We start from the raw sequence: 17,488 nt of genomic DNA, 5'->3' as shown, positions 1-17,488 counted from the left end.
CCCAACCCTGTTGCGCTATTTAGCATGAGACATCAAACAATGTCTCAATTCCTTATTTAACTAATTTTAATGGTTCGCTGATATCAATACCTAAGGCAAACGGCATTAAGAAGTAAACGACTAAGATAATGAGTATCGCACTAATCATATTGACCCAGAACCCGACACTAGCCATTTTCTTAATAGAAATCAAACCTGTACCAAATACGATAGCGTTCGGTGGTGTACCGACTGGCATCATATAAGCACAGTTCGAAGCCATAGCTGCCGGAACCATTAATAATAATGGATGTACGCCGATAGCTACTGAGAGTGTTGCTAAGATCGGCAGAATCATAGTTGCTGTCGCAGTATTAGAAGTCACCTCAGTTAAGAATAAAACAAACATCGTAATAACAATAACGATGAGAAGCGGGCTGACGCCATTCAACGCTACTAATTGCTGACCTAACCATTTAGCTAAGCCACTTTCCGAGATACCTTTTGCAAGTGCTAAACCGCCCCCGAAGAGGATTAAAACGCCCCAAGGCAACTCTTTAGCAACTTCCCAATCAATAATTCTTTTATATTTTTTAGTATTTTTAGCTGGAATAATGAAGAGCAGAATCGAAACAAACATCGCAATCGTTCCATCTTGCACTAAAGATGTCGGTCCCCATTGCTTTAACACAAACTCGCGGATAATCCACAGAATACTGGCTGTAGTAAAGACAGTGAATACAACTTTCTCTTCATATGAGACCTTTCCTAATTCTTTCAACTTCGTTTTAATAAGTGCATCTCCGCCAGGCAAATATTTTAACTCTTGTTTAAATGCCACATAGCGCAAATATAACCATGTTAAAAATAACAGAACAATGACTGTCGGCACACCGATAATCATCCATTTAGCGAAACTGATTTCATGTCCGAAAGCTGCATGATATTGTCCTTTTAAAATAATCAATGGCGGCGTCCCGATTAACGTTCCCATACCACCTATAGTACCGGCATATCCGATTGCCAACACTAAGGATTGTTCAAATTTCGATAAACTTTTCTCATGATGTTCTTTCTCATTTAATTTTTTAGCTTCAGCAATGATTGCTAATCCAATAGGAATCATAATCATTACTGCTGCTGTATTGGATACAAACATAGATAAACCGCCTGTTGCTAACATAAACCCAAGTAATATTTTACCTGTACTTGTTCCAATACTATTAATAATAATTAAAGCTACCCGTGTATGTAAGTTCCATCTTTCCATTGCTATTGCTAGGATAAATCCTCCTAAGAATAAGAAGATAATATCATTGCCGTATTCTGAAGTAACTTGAGCCGGATCCATTACATGTCCAATCGGCATCAGTACTAGCGGCATTAAGCTGGTCGCCGGTATGGGTATAGCTTCGGTAATCCACCATACAGCAATCCATGCTGTACTCGCCATTACAAATACCCCTTTGTAACCTAAACCTTCTGGATGTACAAATAATAAAATTAAAGCAAATAAAACAGGTCCTAATATAAGCCCAATCAATTGTCCTAAATTATAAGGCTTATTTTTCTTCTTATTGGAAAAGAATGTCAGACTGCCTGTCATGAAAAAATTGCTGTTATGTTGTTTCAGCATAACAATCCCCCCTTATTTCAATAGCTGTGTATCTATTTAAATAAAATAAATATATCTATTGCTTAGATATGCTATTGTTTTATTAAGTTTATCATAATTTTCTGTATATTTAGATGTTTTTGTGAAAACGAATACATAATTTTAGATTATGTATTTTGATAACTTATATTTATCGTTAAGAATGGCGGGAATTTCGAGGATGAAAAGTAACATTGGACATTTTGTTCTTATCCTTATTCCTTTTAAATATCCTCTCGCTTTTGAGTTATTCCAATTAAATATGACCTTCACAAATTTTTCTCAAATCTAAAAAGAAAACTTAAAAGGCAAGACTCCTGTTAAATGCAGGAATCTTGCCTTAGAAAAAATAACTCAATTAAAAAGTTCAGTTTAATGAGTTCACTCTATATTATAATCTTTTGAACGGACTGGTTTAAATTGGGCAAAAATTTATTTAACGATTTCCTCTAGAAATTCGTCTCCCCAATCGCAAATCGCATATACTACTTTATCAAGTGCTCTTCCAATATTAGTTAATTTATATTCAACTTTTGGTGGTACTACAGGATATTCTTTTCTTTCAATAATATTATCATGCTCTAACTCTCTCAACTGTCTAATGAGCATTCTTTGATTAATATCAGGCATTAATTTTTCAAGTTCACTGAGTCTTAATACTTCTGATTGTAATAAATGATATATAATAGGTATTTTCCACTTTCCCCCAATAACAGATAGTGCTAAATCTTTAGATGTATAAAATTCTCTGTTTTTATATTCAATTAACATTTTATTCCTCCTTTATTTTTTGTATTATTCTTGGAAATAAATGAATATCAGAAATATAAACTAGATGGTAAAGTTTTGGCCATCATGTTGACTTAAGGAGGTTATCTATAATTAAGCAACATACAACTTAATTCAATTTGAAGTTGATTTACAGTTAACTTTGATTGCCGATTTAAATGAAATTGAATATAGCAAAGTGTATTTTTAATAGCTGTTGAAATTCAACAACTAAACTGCTAAATTCCAACCAGTTTTATTTTGTAAGCCATAAATAGAAAGATAATTTACTCAAATAGTATTATAAATTATTCCACCAGCTCAACCCATCTCTTTCAAGTAACTCATCACTTTCTTCAGGTCCGTTAGTTCCCGCTTTATAGTTAGGGAAGTTCGGTTGCTCATAACTCCATACTTTTTCAATTTCATCTATAAATAACCAAGAGTACATTAATTCATCCCAGTGTGTAAAGTTTGTTTGATCTCCAAGCAATACATCAAAGATAAGGTTTTCATAGGCATCAACAGTATTCATCTTATCATTGATTGGCATTGTGTAAGGAAGTTTAACACTTTGCATTTCATTATTTTGATCACTCTTCTTACCGTTAACACATAATGAAAATCCTTCGTTAGGTTGTACATCGATGACTAATAAATTCGCCGCATTATCTTCATTATTTTCATAGTATAAATTTCTTGGGTTTTTCTTAAATTCTATAACGATTTGTATAGATTTTTTACTCATGCGTTTCCCTGTACGCACATAAAATGGAACACCGGCCCATCTAACATTATCAATTTCTATTTTTCCTGCCACAAATGTTTCTGTAGTTGAATTTGGGTCCACATTAGGTTCACTTCTATACGCTTGGACAGGTTCATTATTAATTATACCTTTATCATACTGTCCACGTACAAAGTTCCGCTTAATTTCAATAGGTTTTACATTTTTTAATGCTTTTAACACTTGAACTTTTTCTCTTCTTATATCATTACTATTTCTACTATTCGGTGTTTCCATTGCAAGTAAAGAAACCATTTGTAATAAGTGATTTTGTACCATATCTTTCAATGCGCCACTCGATTCATAGTAGCCCCCGCGATCTTCTACTCCTAATGTTTCAGCAGAAGTAATTTGTATATTAGAAATATACTTATTGTTCCAAAGAGGTTCAAATATAGTGTTACCAAAGCGCAATCGCTCAATATTCTGTATCATTTCTTTGCCTAAATAATGATCGATTCTAAAAATTTCATCCTCTTCAAATGAATTTCTTATTTGATTATTTAATTTTTCTGCAGATTTTAAGTTATCCCCAAATGGTTTTTCAATAATAATTCTTTTAAATCCTTTGGTATTTGTAAGACCTGAATCTTTTAAATTTTTTGCTACTATTCCAAAAAAATTCGGCGACATAGCTAGATAAAATAATCGATTTCCTTCTAAATTAAATTGATCCTCTAATTTTTGACTTAATTGCAATAATGATTCATAACTTGCTGTGTCATTAACATCTTGTTGTTTATAAAATAGATGCTTTAAAAAAGATTCAACTTTTTCTGGATTATCAATATGGTTTTGTATCGCTGCTTTCACTTGTTTTCTGAACTCTTCTGTAGTCAGTTGATCTATTCCTGCGCCTATAATGGCAACAGATTCAGCAAAGTATCCTTTTTGGAATAAATTATATATTGATGGAAATAATTTGCGATAACTTAAATCCCCCGTTGCTCCAAATATTGTAATTAAAGCTGAAATATTCTTTTTCAAAATCAACCCTTCTTTCTGATTTGATGCTTAGATTGGGACTGAGACATAATTATGTCTCAGCTCCTCACTCTAAACTTGTAGTAGCTATCTTAATAGCTTTGTTGGGGCAGAACGACGAAATAATTTTTGCTTAAAATCATTTCGCCGTCCTGTTAACAACCTATACGGTTACCTATTTTCCATTTAGTTCATAATTGAATTACATAAATATTTTTCTTAAAGATCAGACCATTGTGTATGGAATACACCTTCACGATCTTTACGTTCGTATGTGTGTGCACCAAAATAATCACGTTGAGCTTGAATCAAATTTGCAGGTAGATTTTCTGAACGGTAGCTATCATAGTAATTGATACTCGCTGAAAAACCAGGTGTTGGGACACCATTTTGCGCACTAGTTGCTACTACATCTCGTAATGCATGTTGATAATTGATAACAATGTCTTTAAAGTATGAATCCAACAATAAATTTTGCAGGTTTGCATCTTTATCAAATGCTTCTTTTATTTTTTGTAAAAACTGTGCTCGAATGATACAACCTTCTCTCCAAATCATTGCTAAGTCGCCGAGTTGTAAATTCCAGTTATATTCTTCACTTGCTTTACGCATTTGAGCAAATCCTTGAGCATATGAACAAATTTTACTCATATATAATGCTTGACGAATTTTTTCTAAAAACTCATCTTTATCACCATTAAATTTAGGTGATGGTCCTTCCAAACGTTTAGAAGCTTCGACACGTTCTTCTTTCATTGAAGAAATAAAGCGTGCAAATACTGACTCTGTAATAATTGTTAATGGAACTCCCAATTCTAATGCGTTGATAGAAGTCCATTTTCCTGTACCTTTTTGTCCTGCTTTGTCCATTACTTTTTCAACTAATGGTGTACTGTCTTCATCTAATTTATTAAAGATTTCACCAGTAATTTCGATTAAATAACTGTCTAGCTCACCTTTATTCCATTCTTTAAATGTTTTAGCGATTTCAGAATGAGACATGTGCAATACATCTTTCATCATTGCGTAACTTTCTGCAATTAGTTGCAAGTCAGCATATTCGATACCGTTATGCACCATTTTAACGTAATGCCCTGATCCATCAGGTCCTATATAAGATACACAAGGTGTGCCATCTTCTGTTTTAGCTGAAATTGCTTGTAAAATATCACTCACTTTATCGAAAGCTTCTTTTTGGCCACCTGGCATTAATGATGGTCCATTAAGCGCTCCTACTTCTCCTCCAGACACGCCCATACCTATAAAATTAATACCATCATCAGCCAAAACTTTGCTTCTATGAATTGTATCTTGGTAATTTGTATTACCACCATCAATAACTATGTCGTCTTTATCTAGCAGCGGAACTAATTTTTCAATTGTTTTATCGGTGGGTTCGCCGGCTTTTACCATTAATAATATTTTGCGTGGTTTTTCAAGTGAATTGACAAATTCTTCCATAGTATAAGTCGGTGTTATTTCATTCTCAGTTTCGTCCATCAATTTATGAATTTCGTCAGTTGATATACTGTAAACGGAAACACTATAACCATGTGACTTAATATTTCTAGCTAGATTTCTGCCCATTACTCCTAGCCCGAGAACACCTATATTATGTTTCACTATTTTTCATCCTTTCTGTATATTATAGTCTTTTTTCTAATTCCTGTTTTCTTTCTTCGAATCCTGGTTTACCTAATAGCGCAAACATATTTTGTTTATACGCTTCTACACCAGGTTGGTTAAATGGATTCACTCCTAGTTGATAACCACTCATCGCACAAGCAAGCTCAAAGAAATATACCAAATAACCAAATGTTTCTTCGTCTAATTTAGGAATGTTAACCACTAAATTAGGCACGCCTCCGTCAGTGTGTGCTAATATTGTACCTTCGAAAGCTTTAGTATTAACTTCATCGATTGTTTTTCCAGCTAAATAATTTAGTCCATCCAAGTCGTCACTATCTTTTTCAATTGCAATGTCGTATTTAGGTTTTTCTACTTTCACTACAGTTTCAAATAAGAAACGACGACCTTCTTGAACATACTGACCTAGTGAATGTAAATCAGTTGTATAGTTAGCACTTGAAGGATAGATACCTTTGAAATCTTTACCTTCTGATTCACCAAACAATTGTTTCCACCATTCATTAAAATATTGCATTGAAGGTTCGTAATTAATAAGCATTTCTGTTGTATAACCTTTTGCATATAAAATATTGCGGATAGTCGCATATTGATATGCAATATTATCTTCTAATATGCCTGAAGACAATTCATTTCTTGCTTTAGCAGCACCCTGCAGCATTGTGTTAATATCAATACCTGCTGCAGCAATCGGTAATAAACCTACTGCTGTTAATACAGAGTAACGTCCGCCAATATCGTCAGGAACGACAAATGTTTCATAACCTTCATTTGTAGCTAATTGTTTCAAAGCACCTTTTTCTTTATCAGTTGTCGCAAAGATACGTTGTTTTGCTTCTTCTTTGCCATATTTATCTTCTAATAGTTGTTTAAAGAGTCTGAATGCAACTGCTGGTTCTGTAGTAGTACCTGATTTAGAAATGACATTGACTGAATAATCTTTGCCATCTAAATATTGAATCAAGTCATTTAAATAAGTAGATGATAAATGGTTGCCTGCAAAAACAATTTCAGGATATTCGTCACTTGTTCTGAATGCAGAGCTTAACATTTCAATTGCAGCACGTGCGCCTAAGTAAGAACCGCCAATTCCGACTACTACTAATACATCAGAATGTTCTTTGATACGTTTCACTGCTTCTAAAATACGTGAAAATTCTTCTTTATCATAATCAACCGGAAGATCTATCCAACCTAAGAAATCATTTCCTGCACCTGTACCTTCGTGCATCATATCGTGTATTGTTTTAACTATTTCTCTTTGTTGTTCTAATTCATGTTCATTAAAAAATTCTAAAGCTTTACCGTAGTCTAGCTGTATATGAGTCATGATTATTTGCCTCCCTGTTATTCATACTCTTTACAAAAATAAGTTTTAAATTTTTCGGAACTTCCTAATAACTATTACAAATATATTTATAACAATAATTAATTCCTTTGTTAACACTGCAATTTTTGTCACCTTGCAACATTAACAATGGCATTAATTGCGAATTAGTAAAGCAAAGGAAAATGTCTTGAAACTAAAGTAAGAAGTTAAAGCATTTGATGATGGAGTAAAAATGGAGTATCACTTATTATTCAAATAGTTATTTAGTAATTAGTATTTTATTATTACAGCAGAGAAAATTTAAAATAAAAAAGTCGATAAAAACCCTCGAAGTTTTCACCGACTTTTAATTAAATTTATATTTATAATTTAACCTAGCTCAAAACTGTTTTCTTTTTAATCGAAAATAACACAAACACCTTCTGCTGCATGATGTTGGCCATCTGTTAAACTCAACTTGCCGCTTTCAGGGTGACGTTCGAAAACAGTAACTTTATACTTGCCTTCTTGGTGAGCACACACTAAGTAGTTATCATCTTCTGTGATGTTGAAATCACGTGGAAATTCATCACCGCTCGGTACAATTTCTACAAATTCCAGCTCATCACCTTTTTCATTGACTGCAAAAACTGCAATACTATCATGACCACGATTGCTAATATATAAGTAATGTTGATCATGTGATAAATGGACGCCTGCCAACTTGCTTTCACCTTTGAATTCTTCAGGTAATGTAGAATAATTGGCAATTTCTTCAAAATGACCATTTACATATTGAGTTACGCTGACTTTATTGGCTATTTCATGTACCACATATGCGAATTTGCCATTTTCATGAAATTCAATATGGCGTGGACCAAAACCTGCTTCAAACTCTGAAATGGCTGCTACATCATATCCATTTTCATTAAAGGAATAACTTACAATACGATCTGTCCCTAAATCACAAGCAGCCACAAACTTTTTATCAGGCGTTTGATGTGCATAGTGTACATGCGGATGATCTTGTCTCTCATGTGGTCCTGTTTTATAGTTATGTTTCAGTTCTTCTATTAAACTTACTACTTCACCTGTTGCAGAATCCAACTCATATAAACGAATGATGCCTGCTCCGTAAACCGCTTCAAATAAATATTCTCCATCATCAGATACAGAAATATAACATCCTGTTCCTTCAACAGAATCTAAACATTTATTCAGCAATACTAATTCCCCATCATTTTCAACGCGGAAACTAGCAATGCCGCAGCGCTCGCCTTCTTTTGTAATGGCATATAAGAATTGATTTTTTCTTGCTAAGTATGTCGAAGCTTCAATTTCAAATCCTGTTTCTACTTTTTCAATTGCAGCTTTCGATTCATCCAATACGAAACGGTAAATCCCCTTTCCTTCTTTTTTCGTATAAGATCCAATGTAACCTGATTTAGTCATTGTTTAACCTCCTTTATTACTATTCATTGTAAGATATTCCCGCTAAAAAAGATAATACTTCAGTTATTTCTCTCTATTTTCAGTTTCAAAAAAAGTTAAGAATTAAACTTGCAAATACGAACGAACGTTCGTATAATGAAATTATCAACTTGAACCACAAGCAGGTGATATCTTTGAAGGACTCACAATCGGAAACAGATTATCGAAAAATCCCACGCAGCCAATTAGAAACAAATATCCCTCAAGGAAGAGGAATGGTGAAATGGGCCCCTTTCGCAACTTTGCCAGAGCAATTTGAACGCTTACATCAATATGCTGTAGATCAAACCAAAGTAGAACGTCCCGTCTTATCTGAAGATCAAATCTACGAACTCAATCAACAGATTCAAACGGCATTCCATACTCAAACTGCTATTAAGGTACGTTACTTTAAAAATGGTTGGATACATGCTTTAAATTTAATGCCGACAAAGATAGATTACTTAGAGCAACTTCTCATCGGCAAAGATTTAAAAGCATTACAACCAGTACAGCTATCTTTATTAGATATCGTTCACATCACTTTGCTCCTCTAGTAAAAACGAAAAAAGCACTTGCCGATTAAATCGACAAGTGCTCCATCTCTTAATTATTCATTTCCAGATTCGATATCTGAAACGATTTCTTTCGTTCTTCTTTCAATGTCTTCAAAATCTTTCTTAAAGACATAAGCGAATACTGCTACACCTACGCCGACAACAACTGACACGATAAGTGCTAAGCTGAAGAAGAATTTGAAAAAGCCTTTAATAAAGTCTAACATTTTATTTTCACCTCTATAAAAATAATAGCCTGCATATTGTAATAATAGCACACTTAAATTCATCATTAAAACATATACCCTGATATGTTTGAATTCAAGCATTCAATCTAGAATTTATTTTACTGAAATATAGAGAAAATATATGTAAAAAAACGAAATAAGAAACCTGCTGCAATCAAGTTTACTATTTCGTTTTATATAAAGATTAAGTATTAAGCGCCTCTCCACCATCTGTATACAGCAGAGTAAGCTCTGTTATAATAATCTTGAATCATATCCATCACCTCTGAACGTTTGCTTCGCGTTTCAAGTGACATTTGTGCTTTCTATCTACTGACTATATTGTAATACACAATTATTTCTAGAGTCTATTAATAAAAAATTACATTATTGTAACATTTGTAAATACAAAAAATTAAGGGGATATTACAATGCAAAAAGTTTACTCAGATATCATGACTTTTCGAGGATCACATTTTGATTTAGGAGTAGAAACAGGTAAATGGATGAAACAAACCCGCTTACTTCAAAATCGAGAAAAAGAATGGAAAAAACGTCTGCCACGTTTTGATATAGATGTTAACGAAACATATGAGATATTCCAAACTTACGCTCCACAAATATGGGAGGAATTAATTGGTATGCGTGAAGTGCTTGAAATACCTATAAGACAAATTGTTTTCAATTTTGCGCACTATCGATTTACGCCGATTAAAAAAGATAGCGGATGCACAGTATTTTTAGGAAATGATTATCTTGTCAGGAATTATGACTATCATCCTGCTACTTATGACGGCCGCTATTTACTGTATCAACCTTATGATGGCGGTTTAGCCCAAATCGGACCTACTTCAAGAATTACAGGAAGAATGGATGGACTGAATTCTGCTGGTTTAGCTATGGGATATAATTTCATGCATCGCAAAAAGCCCTCGAACGGGTTTGTGTGTTATATGATTGGAAGACTGATTTTAGAACTATGCAAAGATACAGATGAAGCCATACGATTATTGAAAGAACTTCCACACCGCAGTTCGTTTAGTTATATCGTGATGGATAAAAACTTGAATCACGCAATTGTCGAAGTCTCTCCCCGTGATATCAGTGTACGATATGATCGCACTTGTACTAATCATTTTAAATTATTAACTCATGAAAATAGAAATTATACTAAAGAATCTAAAGAGCGACTCGGTCGTACTTTAAAGCAGACAAATATCCACATGGATAAAGCAAAAGCTTTTGAATTATTTAATAACCCATCTTATGAAATTTATAGCAAATTATTCAGTAGTTGGTCTGGAACAATTCATACCAGCTTGTACCAACCTGAAACTATGCAAGCTTGGTTAGCTTTAGGGGAAAATGGTGTTCCTATCCAAATTGACTTTGCTAGATGGTTAGAAGGTAATGAACTTGATATGACAACAATTGAAGGTGTTATCGACACTGATATACAATTTGCCTCTAAATAATAATAAGGGACAAGACGAACCTTAAATAAGGCTTTATCATCTTGTCCCTACTCTATTAATTAATTTTTATATCACCGTGATTAGTGTAAAACTCAAGAACGTTCTCGCCATTGCCGACCTTCTCATCCTTAAAGTACGGGTTATTAATGACCTTTTTCCCATCGGATGGATTTAATTTTAATAACGTATCTTTAGGCACATTTTTATACGAGAAGCTGATACTTCCTTTTTTGGCAAATGATTTTAAATCACACGCATCAGCCATCTTGTTTAAAGTGATGTTTCCGTTCTCAATTATAAATACACTGTCTTGTACTATTGATTGCGTACCTGCAATTGAACCATTTTGAATTTTGACATTACCATTTTTTAACGTCGTTCGATCAAAGTCTAAATCCGTAGACTCTGCTTTGACCTCTATGTTGTCAAAGCGACTTTTAATAAAATTAATATTAGAAACATTATTCCAAATTGTAACTGTCTCAGCTGTTAATTTATCTGTTACAATATTTCCAGTATCCGTCGAAATATTAATATCTTGCAGTTTTTTCTTTGGCACTTCAATAATCATATTTTGCTTATTCTGCTTAAAGGGATTGATAGTAGGCGCAATATCATTCTTTTGTTTCTCAGAAATTTTTAAAATACCATTGTGAATTGAATAGTTAATTGGCTTTTCACCATTGTAATTCAATTTCAACTTATCCCCTTGAACAATTTTAATATTCGCCTTTTTACCACTTATCGTAATATCTTGAACTTTTTCATCAGTAAAAGTTTTATGTACTTTTTCATTAGGTAAGATATTTTTGTCATGCACAAACCAAACCAGAGAGCCGAGTGAAAAGAAAGTAATAAATATGACAATTCCGATTATCAATAATTTCTTCATCCTTGCATGCTCCCTTTTATTAGTTTTAAGTTCCATCGTAAATATTTTAAAATTAATTTATACAGAATTTCAGCTAATTTAAATATTAAAACAATAAATATAATACCTAGGCCCAAATAACCAATCGAGAATAAGAAGTCACTAAATAGAAAATGTGAAAAGCCATCTAAAATGTTTGCAAATGCCATAATAATCGGTGATAACAGCAAGACAAGTGAAATAAGCAGCATAGCAAGCATAATAATTACTACAAAAATCAAAGGAATTAATATAATCACTAAAGTCAGCAATCCTATACCCACAGTTGCTAATACTGCTTTGGTAACATTTTGAGCATTAGGAGCGCTTTCTGCATTATCAATTGCATGCTGAGCATAAATCTCTTTAGCGATTTTTTTAGGAGATTCCATACTTTCTAAAATTTCAACTTCAGAACGTCCTTTTCGTTCTCCTTCATAAAATATATCTTCATAATGAAACATAATTCGATCTTGTTCTTTTCTGGGCAACCATCTCAATTCGCTTTCTAAGTCATTTAAAAATGTAATTTTGTTCAATTGGTCCACCTCCCAGATTTCCCTATATTATACTTTAAACTCACAAAGCTTTAAAATATTTAAACTTTAAAAACATATAAAATGTTTATGGTCTATGTACTAAATAATAAATTTTTCTAACAAAAAAAGATGACGCCTTGGATTATCGAAGTACGCCACCTTCAAAAATAAATTTACCATTTATAAAATTCAATTCGGCGAATTTCATCATTTTGATATAAAACTTTCAAATTAAGATGGTTATCTTTATCTGAGTAAGTTAAAGTTTTATAATCATTTTTTCCCTTACTCAATTGATAGCCGCTTCCTAATGCTTGTATTACATCATCGATAGAATCCCCTACTGTGAAATTTTGATTTGTTCCAATTTTATTATCTTTAATCAGCATAATCCCTTTAATGCGTTGTGATTTTTTATCCACTTTCACCATAAAATCAGGGTGCTTTTCATTATAATAAAATTTGTAGCGATCGACTTGAATCTCGTGATTCACTTTAAATCCTTTTTCATTAAATTTTTCATTTACTTTTAAATTATCAATTTTCAGTTCAGATAAGTCGACTGATTTTGTATTATTAATATACCCTGATATTAATAGAGTTACTACACTGATTACTATAAATACAGTCATTGCAACCAGCTTATTTCTCATAGAATTCACCACTTTCTTTAATTTAATTAAGTTTGTTCTATTTTCCTCTCTATCATACTACTTTTTTATTATTTACTCTCTAAATTGTGCTATGTAATCATTTTTTTCACAAATAATGAGGGTTTTAACCACAAACTTTAAATATTTGAATTTTCTAAACTTTTCCTTTTTATTCCTTATTAAAAATTGCTATAATATTTATAATATACGAAGGGGGTATGAGCATGGCAAATTTAGAAACGTACTATAAAAACAGCCAAGATCTAAGCACGTACATTGAGCAAATGAACGAAAATAAGGAAGCATTGTTAAAAATTTACAATGATTTTTCAGTACCGCAAGATGATGAACGTATCAATAAAATTAAACATAAAGATTATAACAAAGTACTTGTAATTTCAGAAGATTGGTGTGGGGATGCCATGATGAATATTGCAATTTTGAAGCACATCAGTGAATTATTAAATTTAGAAGTCCATGTCTTTCACAGAGACCAAGACACTGATTTAATTGATCAATATTTAACTAATGGCAAATCACGCTCAATTCCAATCTTTATATTCTTAAACGATAACTTTGAGCAAGAAAATGTTTGGGGACCACGCGCAACTTCTGTTCAATCTTTTGTAGAAAAAACACGTAAAGATTACTTACCAAGCAAAGAAGATCCTGATTATGAGGAAAAAGCACAGCAAGTACACACGGTAATTGCTAATCGTTTCAAAACAGATTCTAATCTTTGGAAAGATGTGTATAATTCAATCATTGATAAGTTACTCAACCCTTAAAGCATAGATAAAGCCGGAATGCAGCATAGCTGATTTATTCCGGCTCTTCCAATTATATATCTTTGCGTGAGATGTACAATGCATTTGCGATAAAGAATACCACAATCGATGCTGAAGAGATAAACCATTGCCAATGTGAAAATGTATAACTGCCAGAGGTTGTTTTGCTGGTTAAGTAACTAAACGGAATATATTTTAAAGATTTTTGAATATCATCTCCGATTTTTGGAATCATAGGTATGAAAGGTTCTGCAAATGGCACAATTAATATTAAGAAAATACCAAGTGCATAAATAAGTGCTGGTTTAGGTACAATTAAAGAAATCAAGAACAGCAACAAACCAAAGAATAAGAAGAAAATCAAATAGAACCATAAAATTTGTATAAACTTCTCATCCTTGAGATCCGGCCCTTTCGTAACACTTTGGACAATATATACAAACAAATCAAGTATACCTGTCATTAATAAAGCGATAAACATAATTGAAATTACTTTAGCAATAAAGTATTTAACACGACTGCTGACTTTATTCAAATAAAGCTGAATCGTACCTTGTCCAATATCTCTCGTAATTGTTTTAATCACAAAGAGTAATCCTACTATAGAGAAGAACCAACTACCCGCTGACATAATCGTATTAGCATTAACTTTATGCATTTGTTGATTAATCAAAGCTGTAATACCGATTAACGGTAAGAGAGTTAAAATGAATGCCAAATAAGTGAGCGGACTTTTTAAAATACTAATTATGTCAAATTTTACTAATTGAAAGATTTTCACTTTTTCTCACCTCTTTGATTAATATTAAAGTAAGTATCTCTTAATGAAGTTTTACGTGTCTCGATATATTCAGGGAATATTTCTAAACCTGCCAAACCTTTTAATAAAGGCTTATAGTCTTTTATAGCTTTAAGAGATATTTCTCCTGATTCTTTGTGACTCTGTAGAATTTTAAAGTGCACAGTTAAGAAATCTAATACTTGTTTGAACTGTTCATTTGTCAAATCATGGCCTAACATTAAAACAGTTGTATCTTGAGGTGTGCCTTGTGACATATCAACATCTTGAACAAAATGACCGTCACTTAGAAAAACAGCTCTATCACAAATCAATTCAATATCTTCCAGTTTATGACTTGAAATTAAGATATGCATATTTAATTCTTTTACAAGCTTTTGAATTGTTTCTAATACGTCTATTGAACCATCAGGATCCATACCATTTGTAGGCTCATCCAAGATTAAATATTTCGGTTTGTTCATTAATGAAACTGCAATTGCTAACTTTTGTTTCATCCCCATTGAGTACTTTTTAACTTTCTTTTTGATATAAGGTGCCATACCGAATGCATCGATAATCTTTTGAGCATAGGCCTTATCAAAGCCTTTACCTAAAACTTGTGCAAATATTTTCAAGTTATACAATCCCGTTTTATTGTCATAAAGTTTAGGATGTTCAATTAAATAACCTACTCTATCCTCAGGAGATAAATCTACCTTTCCTTTATAATTAATAATATTGCCATTCATAATTTTCATTAAAGTTGTTTTACCAACACCATTCTTACCAATTAATCCAACAATACGACTGTCGTCAAAGTTAAAATCAATATCATTCAATACTTTGTTATCGCCATATTGCTTGGTGATATGTTCTAATTTCATTAAAATTACCTCCTTTAATGTAGTTGTTTCGCTTTTTTAATTCGTTTCAACTGCTTTAAATAAGTAAAACTAAAGAAAGCTAAACTTAGAATCAATAACAAAATACCCGAGCCATTTATAAAGTTATTGATAAAACTATCTGTCATTTTCGCAGGTTTTGTAATACGGACTACACCAAACATTACAAAGGTAATTACAAACGGCATAATAAGATTCATCACAACTACAAATCCCCAATAGGGTATAAAATCTCTTCTGATTTCAGAACACTTAGGAAACGCAATCGCGTGTCCTATTAAATTTATTGCAATGAAAAATAAAGGAGTAGTCATATTTACACCATTAATTTCCCCGCTTGCCGGAATATCATAATAGCAAAGTAAAATTAGAGCGCCAGCTAGAGACATAATAACAGTGGTTAAATAATGCGCATCGGTTTGTTCTTTAGCGCTAAAGGGCAAGCTGTGATTAAAATAATAAGATTTGTTTCCGCCCAATTTAAATTGCAACCTAAAGGCGTTCCCGCAATCAAAAAGAGAAATAAACATTATAATTACAGCAATAATTGAATAAAAAAAGCCTCCAATCATTGTATTTTTATCAATAAACAAGTGATATATAGGCGAGATTACCAGTAAAATCAAATAGAGTATCAATGATGATTGCCTTAGTTTTAAATTACGTATAATGAGTTTTTTCATAGAATATCACCTAATTTAATCGTATCTAATCCACTTTGTTCGATATTCACCATTAATTCTTCAATGCTAGGTTGCTTAATTACTACTCGATTACCGAATAATTCTTTAAATGCTTCTGCTTCTCTAGTTAAACCTTCATAACCTGTTTGCTTTATTTTCAAATTGATAATATAACTCATTAGTTCTTCATCAAGGTCTTCGATATTCCCACGTATAACTTGATATTTATTCAATAAAATATGTTTTTGTTCATCAAAGATAATTTCACCGTTCTTAAGATAAACAAGATGATCTGCTATTTTTTCAATATCTGAGATAATATGTGTAGAAAAGAAAACCGATTTTTTCTCATTTATTAATTCATCTTGAATAATTTCAAGCACTTCATTACGAGTTACTGGATCTAAACCCGCTGTCGGTTCATCTAGTATATAGAGTTCTGCATGATGACTGAAAGCAATCGCAAATGAGAGTTTCATCTTCATTCCTGTAGAAAAAGTCTTGATTTTCTTATTTAAAGGTAGTTGAAATTTTGCGATATATTTTTCAAATAATGCTTTATCCCAAGTGCTGTACATCAGACTAAAGATTTTTTCGCACTTCGTAATATTCCATTTTTCATTTAAATATAACTCTGAATAGATAAAGCCTATTTTTTCTTTGATTTCTTTTTCAAAGTTCGGCATTTTTGCGCCCAGCATATGAATAGTACCGGAGTCAGGTGAAAGAAGATTCATAATCAAACGAATCAATGTTGTCTTCCCTGCACCATTTGAACCAATAAAACCAGTGACATAACCTTTTGGCACGTGAAATGAAATATCACTAAGTTCAAAGTTGCTAGTCTGATATGTAAGATGCTTTACGTCAATGGCGTTTTGATTCATTCTCTTTCCTCCTCATAAATCAGCGATAAAATTTCAGTCAGTTCATCAAGCGACATGCCAATTGTCTTTGCTTCTTTGACTAATGACTTAGTCAAATCTTCAATCACTATAAATTGTTTTTCCTTCAATATCGCGTTATCTTGTTCTTTGACAAAAGTGCCTCTCCCTCTCACAGTGGTCACAAATCCATCTTTTTCCAGATCTTCGTAAGCACGTTTAGTTGTAATTAAACTCACACTTAAATCCTTTGCCAGTTCTCTCATAGATGGAAGATGTTCGCCAGGTGAAATGTAGCCTTTAAGAATATTCTCTTTGATTTGCTGCTTGATTTGTTCATAAATCGGATATTCACTATTATTATTAAGCAGTATTTTCATATAACTCCTCCATAACTGTATATACACAGTATACACACATATATACACGATGTCTACAATTTATAATGCTTTTAATGCTAATTTAGTAAAATCACCTCTCAAAGTGTGTAT

General features: G+C 32.5%; 18 protein-coding genes. 3 read left to right on the top strand and 15 right to left on the bottom strand.

What is annotated here, in order from left to right; all coding sequences use genetic code 11:
- Nucleotides 1–52: 52 nt before the first annotated feature.
- From CKV71_RS04970 to pglS, 6 genes are all read right to left on the bottom strand, one after another.
- A complete protein-coding gene (locus CKV71_RS04970; protein WP_095104445.1) occupies nucleotides 53–1,615 on the bottom strand; it encodes an SLC13 family permease in 1,563 nt (520 codons plus the stop codon).
- A 450-nt stretch (nucleotides 1,616–2,065) separates the two neighbouring features.
- On the bottom strand, nucleotides 2,066–2,404 hold the full coding sequence (locus CKV71_RS04965) for a winged helix-turn-helix transcriptional regulator (protein ID WP_095104443.1): 339 nt from the start codon (nucleotides 2,402–2,404) through the stop codon (nucleotides 2,066–2,068).
- Nucleotides 2,405–2,702: 298 nt separating this feature from the next.
- A complete protein-coding gene (zwf, locus tag CKV71_RS04960) occupies nucleotides 2,703–4,175 on the bottom strand; it encodes a glucose-6-phosphate dehydrogenase (protein ID WP_095104441.1) in 1,473 nt (490 codons plus the stop codon).
- Between the two features lie 216 nt (nucleotides 4,176–4,391).
- The gene (gndA, locus tag CKV71_RS04955; protein ID WP_095104439.1) at nucleotides 4,392–5,795 is read right to left on the bottom strand and encodes an NADP-dependent phosphogluconate dehydrogenase; all 1,404 of its coding nucleotides are present in this window, start codon (nucleotides 5,793–5,795) and stop codon (nucleotides 4,392–4,394) included.
- 22 nt (nucleotides 5,796–5,817) lie between these two features.
- On the bottom strand, nucleotides 5,818–7,149 hold the full coding sequence (locus tag CKV71_RS04950; RefSeq protein WP_095104437.1) for a glucose-6-phosphate isomerase: 1,332 nt from the start codon (nucleotides 7,147–7,149) through the stop codon (nucleotides 5,818–5,820).
- A 396-nt stretch (nucleotides 7,150–7,545) separates the two neighbouring features.
- Entirely contained in the window at nucleotides 7,546–8,580 is a 1,035-nt protein-coding gene (gene pglS, locus CKV71_RS04945; RefSeq protein WP_095104435.1) for a 6-phosphogluconolactonase, read from the bottom strand.
- 173 nt (nucleotides 8,581–8,753) lie between these two features.
- Between pglS and CKV71_RS04940 the strand changes: the two genes are divergently transcribed.
- Nucleotides 8,754–9,155, top strand: coding sequence for a YolD-like family protein (locus CKV71_RS04940; protein WP_231917568.1), 402 nt, complete (start codon nucleotides 8,754–8,756; stop codon nucleotides 9,153–9,155).
- Between the two features lie 53 nt (nucleotides 9,156–9,208).
- Here the strand turns inward: CKV71_RS04940 and CKV71_RS04935 are convergent, their stop codons facing one another.
- Nucleotides 9,209–9,382, bottom strand: a complete 174-nt coding sequence (locus CKV71_RS04935) for a hypothetical protein (protein WP_095107244.1) — start codon at nucleotides 9,380–9,382, stop codon at nucleotides 9,209–9,211.
- Nucleotides 9,383–9,813: 431 nt separating this feature from the next.
- Between CKV71_RS04935 and CKV71_RS04930 the strand changes: the two genes are divergently transcribed.
- Nucleotides 9,814–10,857, top strand: a complete 1,044-nt coding sequence (locus CKV71_RS04930; RefSeq protein ID WP_095104433.1) for a C45 family autoproteolytic acyltransferase/hydrolase — start codon at nucleotides 9,814–9,816, stop codon at nucleotides 10,855–10,857.
- Between the two features lie 55 nt (nucleotides 10,858–10,912).
- Here the strand turns inward: CKV71_RS04930 and CKV71_RS04925 are convergent, their stop codons facing one another.
- The 3 genes from CKV71_RS04925 to CKV71_RS04915 form a co-directional block, all read right to left on the bottom strand.
- Nucleotides 10,913–11,749 carry a DUF4097 family beta strand repeat-containing protein gene (locus CKV71_RS04925; RefSeq protein WP_157738590.1) on the bottom strand — a complete coding sequence of 279 codons (837 nt, stop codon included), beginning with the start codon at nucleotides 11,747–11,749 and terminating at the stop codon, nucleotides 10,913–10,915.
- A complete protein-coding gene (locus CKV71_RS04920; protein WP_231917550.1) occupies nucleotides 11,746–12,315 on the bottom strand; it encodes an HAAS signaling domain-containing protein in 570 nt (189 codons plus the stop codon). Before CKV71_RS04920 ends, CKV71_RS04925 begins: the two co-directional genes overlap by 4 nt.
- A gap of 164 nt (nucleotides 12,316–12,479) precedes the next feature.
- Nucleotides 12,480–12,959, bottom strand: coding sequence for a hypothetical protein (locus CKV71_RS04915; protein ID WP_095104427.1), 480 nt, complete (start codon nucleotides 12,957–12,959; stop codon nucleotides 12,480–12,482).
- A 224-nt stretch (nucleotides 12,960–13,183) separates the two neighbouring features.
- Here CKV71_RS04915 and CKV71_RS04910 point away from each other — a divergent pair, with 224 nt between their 5' ends.
- The gene (locus CKV71_RS04910; protein WP_095104425.1) at nucleotides 13,184–13,747 is read left to right on the top strand and encodes a thioredoxin family protein; all 564 of its coding nucleotides are present in this window, start codon (nucleotides 13,184–13,186) and stop codon (nucleotides 13,745–13,747) included.
- Between the two features lie 52 nt (nucleotides 13,748–13,799).
- Here CKV71_RS04910 and pmtD read toward each other — a convergent pair whose 3' ends face one another.
- Genes pmtD through pmtR form a run of 5 tightly spaced genes read right to left on the bottom strand, consistent with a single transcriptional unit; the run spans nucleotide 13,800 to nucleotide 17,377 of the window.
- Nucleotides 13,800–14,528, bottom strand: a complete 729-nt coding sequence (gene pmtD / locus CKV71_RS04905) for a phenol-soluble modulin export ABC transporter permease subunit PmtD (RefSeq protein WP_095104423.1) — start codon at nucleotides 14,526–14,528, stop codon at nucleotides 13,800–13,802.
- Nucleotides 14,525–15,412, bottom strand: coding sequence for a phenol-soluble modulin export ABC transporter ATP-binding protein PmtC (gene pmtC, locus CKV71_RS04900; protein WP_095104421.1), 888 nt, complete (start codon nucleotides 15,410–15,412; stop codon nucleotides 14,525–14,527). The genes pmtD and pmtC overlap by 4 nt, the downstream gene beginning before the upstream one ends.
- A gap of 14 nt (nucleotides 15,413–15,426) precedes the next feature.
- Nucleotides 15,427–16,113: a phenol-soluble modulin export ABC transporter permease subunit PmtB gene (pmtB, locus tag CKV71_RS04895; protein ID WP_095104419.1), complete on the bottom strand. Its 687-nt coding sequence runs from the start codon at nucleotides 16,111–16,113 to the stop codon at nucleotides 15,427–15,429.
- On the bottom strand, nucleotides 16,110–17,000 hold the full coding sequence (gene pmtA / locus CKV71_RS04890) for a phenol-soluble modulin export ABC transporter ATP-binding protein PmtA (RefSeq protein ID WP_095104417.1): 891 nt from the start codon (nucleotides 16,998–17,000) through the stop codon (nucleotides 16,110–16,112). The genes pmtB and pmtA overlap by 4 nt, the downstream gene beginning before the upstream one ends.
- Complete coding sequence (pmtR, locus tag CKV71_RS04885) at nucleotides 16,997–17,377, bottom strand: PSM export ABC transporter transcriptional regulator PmtR (RefSeq protein ID WP_095104415.1); 381 nt, start codon at nucleotides 17,375–17,377, stop codon at nucleotides 16,997–16,999. The genes pmtA and pmtR overlap by 4 nt, the downstream gene beginning before the upstream one ends.
- Nucleotides 17,378–17,488: the final 111 nt, after the last annotated feature.

This window comes from Staphylococcus piscifermentans (genome assembly GCF_900186985.1).
GTDB classification, from domain to species: domain Bacteria; phylum Bacillota; class Bacilli; order Staphylococcales; family Staphylococcaceae; genus Staphylococcus; species Staphylococcus piscifermentans.
Note: the sequence above shows the minus strand (reverse complement) of the source record. Positions and strands in the feature narration are given on the sequence as shown.

Coding starts and splice junctions, on each gene's coding strand:
- CKV71_RS04930 (WP_095104433.1), top strand. CDS start 9,814: ATGCAAAAAGTTTACTCAGATATCATGACTTTTCGAGGATCACATTTT.
- pmtA (WP_095104417.1), bottom strand. CDS start 17,000: ATGAATCAAAACGCCATTGACGTAAAGCATCTTACATATCAGACTAGC.
- pmtB (WP_095104419.1), bottom strand. CDS start 16,113: ATGAAAAAACTCATTATACGTAATTTAAAACTAAGGCAATCATCATTG.
- CKV71_RS04970 (WP_095104445.1), bottom strand. CDS start 1,615: ATGCTGAAACAACATAACAGCAATTTTTTCATGACAGGCAGTCTGACA.
- CKV71_RS04915 (WP_095104427.1), bottom strand. CDS start 12,959: ATGAGAAATAAGCTGGTTGCAATGACTGTATTTATAGTAATCAGTGTA.
- pmtR (WP_095104415.1), bottom strand. CDS start 17,377: ATGAAAATACTGCTTAATAATAATAGTGAATATCCGATTTATGAACAA.
- CKV71_RS04925 (WP_157738590.1), bottom strand. CDS start 11,749: ATGAAGAAATTATTGATAATCGGAATTGTCATATTTATTACTTTCTTT.
- CKV71_RS04965 (WP_095104443.1), bottom strand. CDS start 2,404: ATGTTAATTGAATATAAAAACAGAGAATTTTATACATCTAAAGATTTA.
- CKV71_RS04910 (WP_095104425.1), top strand. CDS start 13,184: ATGGCAAATTTAGAAACGTACTATAAAAACAGCCAAGATCTAAGCACG.
- pmtC (WP_095104421.1), bottom strand. CDS start 15,412: ATGAAATTAGAACATATCACCAAGCAATATGGCGATAACAAAGTATTG.
- CKV71_RS04935 (WP_095107244.1), bottom strand. CDS start 9,382: ATGTTAGACTTTATTAAAGGCTTTTTCAAATTCTTCTTCAGCTTAGCA.
- pglS (WP_095104435.1), bottom strand. CDS start 8,580: ATGACTAAATCAGGTTACATTGGATCTTATACGAAAAAAGAAGGAAAG.
- CKV71_RS04950 (WP_095104437.1), bottom strand. CDS start 7,149: ATGACTCATATACAGCTAGACTACGGTAAAGCTTTAGAATTTTTTAAT.